We start from the raw sequence: 12,011 nt of genomic DNA on the forward strand, positions 1-12,011 counted from the left end.
ATTTGCAGGTTTTATTTATTAATTATTAAATTTGTTGTTGTAAAACTTTTACAAGCTCTCAAACTTTCTTTATATTAATTGTTTTATTTTCTCCATCTTTTGAAATAAATTGAATTGGTTGATTTGAATTCGGAATAAATGAACCTATAAAACCAGATTGGTTAATCTTATTTTCTTGGTTTAGTTTTCATTCGGAGGTAAGTAAATCCTCATTGGTTATTAAATCTAAATTAAAAAATATTGAATTTAAAATTAAGTCTCTATCAATACATTCGTTAATTAAAATTAATTGTTCTTTTAAGAAAAGAACGTCTTCATTTTCTAAAGTTTTAAAATCATTTGTTTCAATTGCTTTTTCAATTATTGTTTTTATTTCAACTGCCATTTCATTTGATTTAGCTAAAATGTTTGCTTTTATTCCCTCATTAAGCTCTGTAATAAACTGGCGCTTTAAATTTAACAATTCTTCTTCGTTCATTAATTTCTCAAAATAAAACTCATTCCGCATTTCATTAATTATTGCTAAATATTTATTAAATATTTTACTCATAAAGCTTCATTTTAACTCTTCATTTTTATACAAATTATTTTCGTAAACATTAAATTTCTCGCTATCAGGACCATAATTCATATAATAATTAAAGTCAGAAATAAAATATGTTGAAATTACATCTGTATATTTTTGTTGTTTAATAAATTCTGCATTCAATTTTGCTATTAAATTTCTTTTTCTAAGATCATATCTATTAAAATAAATATCATTAGTTGAGTTGTATGATTCAATATATTGAGATATTTTGTCTGATGTATTTAAAAGTTCTCTTAAAGATGTTTCATTATAATTTAATACATTAAATAAGCCAACAAACGAATTATAATTGTTTTTATATTCTTGTAAATAATCATTCAATATTTGATCATTCATTGTTTCTTCTAAATATGAAAAACCAAAATTTTTCATGACATAAAGAACAATATTTGAACGTAAATGGTTTATTTTATTTAACAATCTAATTGCAGAGTCATAAATTTCCTTTAATTTCAATTTATAATCTTTTTCATCAATATTTTTAGAATTAGAAATTAAATTGCTAAATGAATTGATGATTAGCTTTGATTCTGATATTGCATCAACTGTCGTTTGATTTAAATCGGCATTATTATTTAAATTATTTGACTGTATTGTATCTTCTAAAAATTTATATGCGTTTTTTATACGAGAAATAAGCATATGAGTATCAAAATTTTCTTGTAAATCAATTTGTTTTCCTAATTCTGTTTTGATTGTATTAATATATATTTCTAAATCGGCAAACAAATCTTTAAATGAATTTGAATTCTTAAATTGCTCATCAATGCTTAAAGATTTTCATTTATCTAAATTCTGTTTTAAATTTTCATTAATATTTTTAGTCATATTAATAACTAAATTGTTATTAATATAATCTGAAATACTTAAATATTTTTCAAGAGTATTGAATTCTTCAGGATATATTATTGAAATTTTATCCTCTAACGACTTCATTTCGGCAAATGCTTCTATAGTCTTATCATATTTATTTAATGTGGTTAAAAAATCATCATTAAAATCAATTTCTGGAAATGATACATTTGGAAGAAATCTAGCGTGCTTAAATTCAACATTTTCATAAACAGAATTAATTTTAAAATTATTAATAATTTCATTTATTTTTGCATTTGTTTTATCGGCTATTAATTTCTTATAATATTTAATGTTATTCTTCTTTCTTTCTAACAAAGAATTGTATGAATTCTGATTAATATAAATTTTTGCGCTTTCATAATTTTTAATATCATTATTTATTCGACTGATTTCATTATTTAATCATTTATAACTAGCAATACGATTTAAAATTTTTTTCTCTTCATCAGTATTAAAAGTTGTTTTATTAATCAAAATAGCAAATGTTGTTGCCGTTAATCCTAATGTGGATACAACTAAAAGGCTAGATAATAATTTCTTTTTTATCATTTTATATTTCCTTTCATAATAAACTAATTAGATGAAGAAGTATCAATTGCTTCTTTATTTTTCATAGCATCTGCAAACGCATTAGTAATTAATGTGTTCAAATGATTAAATTCATTAGCATCGTTTATATTTAAATTTAATTTAGAAATAACGTCGTTTAAAATATTATCTAATTGATTCTTAATTAAGATATATTTACCATTATGTTCTTCACTGCTTAAATTTATATAATCATGACTTTGTATAATTGCATTAATTTTTTCAAATATTTTATTAATTTCTATTGAGTTATTTTTTCATAATTCAAACTTAGAAATTAATTCATTTATATTTTGTAGAGATATTTCTTTTATATTTAAGATTAATGAATTGCCAAACATTTGTTTAACCCTTGGATCTAAAGAAGTGAATGAGTTTTCAATGTCATATTTTAGTTTATATAATTTTTCGACCGGATCTTTTAATGATATCAATTCTAATTTTGCATGTAGATAATTATTTGTTTCTTTTAATTCATTAAATGAAATATTATCAAGATTAATTTTGTTACTATTTTCAACTATTTCAGTTACTATAGAATCTAATTCAGTTAAATAGACATTATCTTTCAACGTTGAAGAAAAATTTGAAAGATCATGAGTCACATTTTTAATACTTGATTTTAGCGTTGAAACATCTTCCATTCTATTGCTTCTTTTACTACTTGCTATTTTTGAGGCATCACTCAATTCAGCAATTCTGTTTTCAACTTCTGTTTTACTTATATTATAAGAAAGGTTTGAAGACACTTTTTTATTAATTATTGTTTCAAATTCATCTTTGATATCTGAAAGGATTGGGTCAGAATATAATGGAAGCTCCTCATTGATAATATGAGAATATAAATCATTTAACTTATTAATTTCTTGAATCTTTTGTTCTTCATATGTATCTATACTTAATAAAATTTCATTTAATTTCGCTTTATAAGAAGATAAGACTGAATTATTTTTGATATTTTCTAGATTTACATTGTTTATAAACGTTTTTAGAGGCTTTAACAAATCTATTTTTTCAGTATCCTTAATTACATCTATTAATCACAAGTAAGTGTTTTTGACATTCTCCATTTTCTCAACAAAATTTTTCTTTTCAATTTGAAAATCAATTTCTTCTTTATCTAGAATTAAAGTTTCAAAAACCTTATTAAATAAATCAATTTTTTTAACAATATCTAAATAGGTTGAATTAGGTTCTAAGGTATTTAGCACATTATCAATTGCATTTTTAAAAGTAATATATGCGGACTTATATTTTTCTAATTCGCTTTCACTATCAATTATTTTTTTCGCATCAGATACTTTATCTTTTAGAGAAAAACGTAAATATTTAATAATTAGTTCTTCAGTAGCATTACGATACAATTTTAACATATCAATTTTTTTATTAATTTCCGAGATTGAATCAGCTTTATTAGCAAAATCAATTGCTTCTAAGCAATTTTTTTGCAATTCAGAAATTGAATTATTCAATTCGTTATTAATTGATTTATATTCATTAAATTCCTCATTATATTTTTTCGCTAAACTTAAAAGTGTTTTTTTATTATGATCAAACTTAATTTTAATAGCAGCAACAGTTGCTAAAGATTGAACAACAACTAATCCTGTTATAATACCTAAAGTTATTCCAATTTTTTTACGTTTTGATTTTTTAACTTCATTCATATTGATATTTTCCTTTATTACAAATATCTTTATTTTATTATATTTTTGATTTTCAAAAATAAAAAAAAAAAAAAACGAATATTTAAACAAAAAAATATTCATTTTTAAATTTCTTTTATTGCTTTGGTCGTTTTTGATTTGGCAGGGAATGATGGATTCGAACCAACACCAAAGGGTTTGGAGTCCTTTGTTCTGCCGTTAAACTAATTCCCTATATAAAAAAGAAAAAATTTATTTAGCTATTTTAAAATAACACACATCTCCATCTTGCATAATATAATTTTTTCCTTCTAAATTGATCTTCCCGTTTTCTCTACAACCTTTTTCACCATTATATTTAATATAATCTTCATATTTAATAACTTCAGCTTTAACAAATTTTTTTGCAAAATCTGTATGAATAATTCCAGCACATTCAGGTGCTGTTTGACCTTGCGAATATACTCAAGCACGGGTTTCAATTTCACCTGCGGTAAAATAAGTTGCTTGATTTAAAATATAGAAACTCTTTTTAATAATTAAATTCAACCCAGATTCTTTGACGTTATATTCCTTTAAAAAGGTTTCTTTTTCTTCTTCATCAAACTGAGATAATTCATATTCAAGTTTGATGCATACTGGTATTAGTATCTCTGATTTCTCTTCTAGATATTGCTTTAGTTTTTGATATTGAGTAGCTTGATCTAAATTTTTTAAATTTTCTGTATTTAAATTAGCAACATAAATGGTTGGTTTAGCAGTTAGGAATTGATAGAATTTAACAATTTTTCATTCCTCTTCTGTTCAATCACCATTTTTAATCATTATTTCACCTTCAAGCAATTTTTGAATCTTTAAAATGGTTTGATATTCAAATTTAAGTTCTTTATCACTTGAATTTTGTGCTTTTTTACCAATTCTATTTAGGATATTTTCTATTGTTTGTAAATCAGCTAAAATCAATTCCATATTAATGATGTTTAAATCGTCAATTGGACTAATTTTGTTGTTCACATGAATGATATTTGTGTCTTCAAAACAACGAATAACATGAACAATTGCATCAACTTCACGGATGTTTGATAAAAATTTATTACCAAGTCCTTCACCCTTCGATGCTCCTTGCACTAAACCGGCAATATCTACGAATTGAAATGTTGCTGGAGTGATTTTATTGGTATTAACAATTTTGGCTAATTCATATAATCTTTTATCGTATAAATTGACAATTGCAACGTTAGGTTCGATGGTTGTAAAAGCATAATTTGCCGATTCAGCTTCGTTTAAAGTTAATGCTGAAAATAATGTGGATTTACCAACATTAGGTAATCCAACGATTCCCGCTTTTAATCCCATAATTCTTCCTTATTTTTTATTCTTCTTCGTTTTCTTGAATATTAGGTCTACTAAACTCTTGAGTTACTTCAAGATATTCATTTTCTGTCAATTCACGATCTTTAATTTCATCAGATTCATCATATATTTTAGCAACACCAACAATTTCTGTTTTCTTGCCTTTTAGGTTAATTAATTTAACACCTTTGGTATTTCTGCCTGATATTGACACATCTTTTAGACTAAATCTAATGGCAACTCCGTCATTAGTCATAATAATTAAATCTTCAACACCATGTACAACTGATGAATAAACTAAATTACCTGATTTATCTAAATTTAGACCAATAACCCCTTTGGCACCACGTCTAGTTTTACGATAATCATCAATTAATGACATCTTTCCAAAACCTTCTTGGCCTAAAGAGAAAACATATTTTCCATCTTTTGAAGATGAAATGCTTACAACTTTTTCACTCTCTTCTAATGAAATTCCTTTAACACCAGCTGCTGTTCTTCCCATTGAACGAATGTCTTGAACATCAAAACGTACAATTCTATTATTTGAACCAGCTAAAACGATTTCATCATGATCAAAAACAACAATTGCATCAATTAATTCATCATCTTCACGAATACTTAAAGCAATCTTTCCGGCACGATTGATTCTTTCGTAATTATCAAGTGATGTCTTCTTAATAATTCCATTTTTTGTTGCAGTAATTAAATATTTATTATCTGGATATTCATTAACAGAAAGGATTTTAACAATTCTTTCTTCTTTTGAAATATATGGAATTACATTAATAATTGGAACTCCTTTTGATTGTTTAGAACCAACAGGAATTTCATAACCCCTAATTCTATATACTTTAGCTTGATTGGTAAAGATTAATAAATCTGTATGTGTGTTAGCAACAAGTACATCTAAAATATCGTCATCATCATAAGTCTTGGCAGTTTGCGAACCAACACCACCTCTTTTTTGTTCACGATATTCATCAATATCAATTCTTTTAATGTAACTATTACTTGAAACTGTAATAACAACGTCTTTTTGTGGAATTAAATCTTCGTTATCAATTTGACCTAATTCATCTCAATTAATTTCACTACGACGTTTATCTCCATATAATTCTTTAATTTCTTGTAATTCTTTAATAATTAATTGAATTAATAAATCATATGAATTTAAAATTGCTCTAATTTCTTCAATTCTTGCATTAACTTGTGCAAGTTCCTCAATCATTTTTTCAATTGCTAAACCAGTTAATCTACCCAATCTCATATCAACAATTGCTTTAGTTTGTATTTCAGTTAGACCAAAGCGATTTTGCAATGTAATTTGTGCATCTGCATCAGTTTTTGAGGTTTTAATAATGTGAATAACTTCATCAATATTTTCCACACATATTTTTAAACCTTCAAGAATGTGTGCTCTTGCTAAATCTTTATCTAAATCAAATTGCAATCTTCTTGTAGTAACAGAAATTTGATGTTCTAAATAAACCTCTAGACATTCTTTCAGATTTAATAATTTTGGTTCATTATTAACTAATGCAATCATATTAAATGAAAAGTTTGTTTGCAATCTAGTTAATTTGTATAAGTTATTTAAAATAATTTCTGGAATAAATGTCTTTTTAACATCAATAACAATTCTAATTCCTTCACGGTTTGATTCATCTCTGAAATCAGAAATTCCTTCAATTTTTTTAGCACGAATATTTTCAGCAATTTTTTCCATAATTTCAGTTTTCTTAACTTCATATGGAATTTCTGTAATTATTATTCTGTTTTTACCATTTGATAATTGTTGAATATGTGCTTTAGCACGCATAGTAATTGAACCACGTCCTGTTTTATATGCTTCAATTAAACCGGCTTTATTAAAGATAGTTCCACCTGTTGGGAAATCAGGGGCTAAAACATATTGCATTAATTCATCAATTGAAATATTTCTATTAACAGCTAATGCGCAAACTGCATCAATAATTTCATTTAAGTTATGTGGAGGAATATTAGTTGCCATCCCAACTGCAATACCACTAGTTCCTGAAACAAGCAAGTTAGGAAATCTAGCGGGCAATACAACTGGTTCTTTTTCAGAACCATCGTAGTTATCAATAAAATCAACTGTATTCTTCTTTAATGTATCCACCATAGCGGAAGCAATTTTTGACATTCTTGCTTCTGTATAACGCATCGCTGCTGCACCATCACCATCGATAGATCCGAAGTTACCATGTCCATCTATTAATGGATAACGTAGTGAGAAATCTTGAGCCATTCTAACCATAGCTTCATAAACAGATGAATCACCATGTGGGTGATATTTACCTAATACATCCCCGACAATTCTTGCTGATTTTTTATGTGGTACTGTATGAAACATACCCAATTCTGACATTCCATATAGTATTCTTCTATGTACCGGTTTTAAACCATCTCTTGCATCGGGTAATGCCCGTGATACGATAACACTCATTGCGTATTCAATAAATGAGCTTTTCATTACCTTAACCAAATCAGTTGGTTTTAAACCATTAGTTTCAACTTCAAGAATTTGACTTTGTACTTGGTAATCTTCTTTATTTTGAGGAATATCCTCTTCTTCATCTACAATCTCTTGTTTTTCTTCTTCAAACACCTTTTTTATTGTGTCATCAAAATCATAATATTTATTATCATCAGTTTGATTTTCTTTCTTTTCTAATTCGTCATCTTTGATTTCATTAATAGCCATAATTATGGTTCCTTTCAAGTAAATAATTCTTAAAGAATTATAGCACAAAAGACTATACAAAAATTGACATACAAAATTTGGTCAAAAAATTAAAGAAATTTATTCTTAAAAATATTAATTTCAGATATAAAAAAATTTCCCCTTTTCAAAGAAAATTGTTATTTTATGAAAACACAACTAAAAATTATAATACAAAATCATTACAAAATGGGCGTAATCGCTTAAATATCATAAATTTCCCAACATAGTTTTGTAATAATCAAGATTATCATTGAATACTAATAATTTAATTTATTATTAAATTAGTTATTTAAGAAAGGATTATTTATAATGAAATTAAAAAAATTTTTATTAGGTTTTGTTTCGCTTGCAACGCTCGCAACAACACCTATAGCAGCTATCTCTTGTGGAAATAAATTAAGTCAGGAAGAATTAACTAAATCAGTTAATTCAGTTGTTGTATCATTAACCAAAACCGATGCAACAGTAGAGGAAATTTTAAATAATAACAGCTTAGTTTCTTTAACTACAAAAGATACCAAAGTCAATATTGTAAAAGATTCTATAACTAAAAAGGATGAACAAAGTGTTAATGTTACTTATCACGTTGTTGATAAAAACTACAAAGACAATGTATCAAAAACAGTAACAGTTGTACTACAAGCTCAACCTGTGACGCCACCAACACCAGAAACACCTGAAGTAACTAGACTAACAGCTGATGAACTAACTACATTGTTAAATAGTGCGACAGTTGTTTTAACAAATAGCGAATCAAATGCTGATGATGTTGTTGCAAATCATGGTTTACTAACATTAACTGTTGATACAACAAAAGTTAATGGCGCTATAACTGCTGTTGAAAAGGCAGATGATACACATGTAAATGTTTCTATTCAACTAACTGACAAAAATTTTGCAAATAATCAATCAAGTGTTCGTATTGTTTCAATAGAAACCGCAGCTCCTCTTGTAAGATTAACAGCTGAACAATTAAAAGAACAACTAGATGCTATTACCATTTCAATATCAGGTGAAAATTCAACATATGAAGATATTAATGCAAATCACAATTTAGTTCTTGCAACGGGTCATAATGCATCAATTGTTAAATTTGCAATTGAATCAATCTCAAAAGAATCAGATACAGAAGTGAATATTACTTATAAAGTAATTGATAAAGCTGATGAAACAAACATTTCTGAAACCAAAACAGTTAGTCAAACAGTTTATTCATCATTTAAAAAAGAAGTTGATAAGAAAGTTGAAACATTAACAGTTGATTCAACATCAGAAAACTATCAATTAGCTTCTGATCTACAATTAAGTGAAGTTATAGTTAAAGATGGTGAAAATGCTTTATCTGCAATGTATGAAATTAAAAATATGGCATTTATTAATGAAACTGCAACAGAAGAAGAATTAAATGGTGGATATAGAGAAGTCAAATTTGTTATTTCAAGAGAAGGAGTTGATTCAAAAGAAGTAACAAAAAGTGTCGAACTATTCCCAACTGATACAAATGTTATTTTAGCTCAAAAAGAAAAATTAAAAAATAATGGTTATGTATTGATTAATACATACAACGTTGAAGCTAAATTAAAAGAATTAAGCGACGGTGATCTACTATCATTTGATTTCAAAACAGGAACTTTATTCACTGGTAAATGAAATACTCCTGAAAAATTAGATATCTTTAAATTAAAAGAAGGTCTAAGTCTATCAAGCGATACAAACTTATGATCTGAATTTGACGAAACATTTGCAAAAAGTGCAGCAAGAAACAAAGTATTATTAAATAAATTAGATAACAATCAATACAAAATTACTTTCTATTTAGGTAAATTCTCATATGTAAAAACAGAACAAAGAATTGATCTTGAACCAGTTGAACTAACATTTAGTTTAGCTCTTCCCTCAAAAGACGTTCTAGATGCTAAAGCAGCTGAAATTGAAAAATCATTTGAATACACCGATAAAGCAAATGTATATTCAAATGATGCAGTTGAAGATAATATTGTAAAACCTGAAATTAATATTGAAGGTGCAAAAATCAATATCAACAATTTTGCAAAAGATGCTTCAAACAATTCAATCTCATTCAACTACACAATTAGCTATACAGATAGTGCTGGTACAACTGTATACAGTGATTCAAAACATGTAACTATCAATGGCTTTAAAGAAACTGAATTAGGTACAATCCTAAATACATTAACAGTTGATTACTCAAGCAAGAATCAATCTCCATCAGCTACAAGTGATACAAACAATATCACTATTCAAAAAGATGGTTCTGAATACATTCCTGAAGAAGGTATTACTTTAACTAAAGAAATAGTTGCTGAAAAAGCTAATGACGTTGATGGAACCATAACTGTTAAAATAACATTAACAAAAGATGAAATGCCAATTTCAAAAGAATATATAATTACTGGTTTTACTACAAGTTCATTAAATCTTGAAGATTTAATTACAAAAATTTCAGTTGAACTAATTAACGTTGAAAACAAATCAGAAACCCTAGCTTCAACAATCACAGAAGCAAACTTAAATGTTACCGAACCTTCAGGTAATCTTTCAAAAGTAGTTGTTTCACATCAATTAACCGCTACTGACGAACTTGGAAAACTTGTTGTAAAAACAACTATAACTAAAGATGAACAAACTCAAAGCAAAGAAACAACATTTGATGGATTTAAAATTCATAAATCAGATGCTACATTGTTAAATGAAATGAGAGAAAAAGCTAAAACCAATACTCTTTTAAATGTAACTTCATGATCTGCTTTATTAGAAGAAGTGGCGAAAAGAAAAGGTTATAAACCAAATGGTGGTTTATATATTCAAAATGGTACATTTAAAGTTGGTGTTAAGAGTGCTGATGCAAAAAGCAGCGACATCGTATTAGACATTATTTTTCAAGATGAAGCAATGAATAATGAACCAAGATATAAACAATTACTACTAAACAATATGTTATATAGTGGAACACAAGCAAACAGAAAAGCACTAAATCCTAAAAAAACAGATGAAGGTTGAAAAATTGATTTTATTATTCCTTTCTCAGATGAAGACAAAGGTGATACATACACAATTATCGTTCCTAATCAAGCATAAAAATACTAATTAAAAAGAGCTCTTGCTCTTTTTTTATTTCAATTATATTGAAATTTATTTAAAAATGTTAAAAAGCAATTAAAATATAATATCTAAATAATTTCGAATTGATGAGGGAGAAAAAATGAAGAGACGTAATAAATTATTCCTAATATTATCACCAGTTGTTGGCGCAATTCCTTTTGCTTTAATTAGTGCCAAAATTTTGCCAACCGATTTGCAAGATGAGACTCATGAGTTAAAAGAAAACGTTAGAGTTGATTGAAATGATTGAATGTCAGATCTAAATGACAATAAACGTCTTGCAGATTTAAGTCTGCCTGGTACCCATGATTCAGCAATGTTCAGCGGTAAGGGTATTGTGTGATCTTTTGGTTGACCTTATGCATGAACACAATCAAGAAATTTTGATAACCAATTGAAAATGGGGATTAGATTTTTTGATATAAGAGTTGGTAGAACCTCAGATTTAGGAATTAGACATGGGGCCGCTTGATCTCAAACTCAATTAGAACCTTTACTAGATAATTTTGTTAAATTTTTAACAGAACACCCAACTGAATTCATTATTTTTAGAATTAAAGATGAAAATGAATCAGTTAATAGTAGAGATACACAATGGGAAAGTTGATTGCTAAATGTTTTAGAAAAACCAAAATATCAAAACTTCTTCTTCAACAATAGTCAAAGAGACAAAAACATCAATCCCACTGTAAAACAACTAAGAGGGAAAATGTTTATGTTTAACCATTTCCATCATCTAATCAATCAGGACCCTAAATGAGGAAATGTATGAAGAAATTCCCACCTATTACAACAAGATCTTTACAACACAAAGCATGAAACTAAAGAGGAATTAGTTAAGGAATTTCTTGAAGAAGCCAATAAAAATGATGATGGAAGAAAATATTATGTCAATTTCGTAAGTAGAGCAAATTCAGAAAAACCAGAACATACATCAAGAGCATTAAATCCAAAAATTTATGAATATTTAGTAAATAATCCTCAACTATATAAACTTGGAACTGTTGTAATGGATTTCCCTGGTATATCTTTAGTTGGGGAAATAATTAAAAGAAACTTCTACTACACCAATGGCCAAATATCAAGAAATGTACTTGGCCCATTACAA

At 26.8% G+C, this 12,011-nt stretch carries 5 protein-coding genes and 1 tRNA gene; 1 reads left to right on the plus strand and 5 read right to left on the minus strand.

Annotated features, from left to right (window positions below; genetic code table 4):
- Positions 1-25: 25 nt before the first annotated feature.
- From EXC28_RS05875 to gyrA, 5 genes are all read right to left on the minus strand, one after another.
- A complete protein-coding gene (locus tag EXC28_RS05875; RefSeq protein ID WP_029330063.1) occupies positions 26-1,993 on the minus strand; it encodes a hypothetical protein in 1,968 nt (655 codons plus the stop codon).
- Between the two features lie 23 nt (positions 1,994-2,016).
- Entirely contained in the window at positions 2,017-3,699 is a 1,683-nt protein-coding gene (locus EXC28_RS05880; protein ID WP_029330061.1) for a hypothetical protein, read from the minus strand.
- Between the two features lie 139 nt (positions 3,700-3,838).
- Positions 3,839-3,912, minus strand: a tRNA-Trp gene (locus tag EXC28_RS02420).
- An 18-nt stretch (positions 3,913-3,930) separates the two neighbouring features.
- Positions 3,931-5,034: a redox-regulated ATPase YchF gene (gene ychF / locus EXC28_RS02425; protein WP_029330060.1), complete on the minus strand. Its 1,104-nt coding sequence runs from the start codon at positions 5,032-5,034 to the stop codon at positions 3,931-3,933.
- A gap of 16 nt (positions 5,035-5,050) precedes the next feature.
- Positions 5,051-7,759, minus strand: a complete 2,709-nt coding sequence (gene gyrA / locus EXC28_RS02430; RefSeq protein ID WP_036437364.1) for a DNA gyrase subunit A — start codon at positions 7,757-7,759, stop codon at positions 5,051-5,053.
- A gap of 330 nt (positions 7,760-8,089) precedes the next feature.
- Here gyrA and EXC28_RS05885 point away from each other — a divergent pair, with 330 nt between their 5' ends.
- The gene (locus tag EXC28_RS05885) at positions 8,090-10,879 is read left to right on the plus strand and encodes a lipoprotein 17-related variable surface protein (RefSeq protein ID WP_029330057.1); all 2,790 of its coding nucleotides are present in this window, start codon (positions 8,090-8,092) and stop codon (positions 10,877-10,879) included.
- Positions 10,880-12,011 lie beyond the last annotated feature (1,132 nt).

Origin of the sequence: Metamycoplasma cloacale (genome assembly GCF_900660735.1) — a bacterium.
GTDB lineage: Bacteria > Bacillota_I > Bacilli_A > Mycoplasmatales > Metamycoplasmataceae > Metamycoplasma > Metamycoplasma cloacale.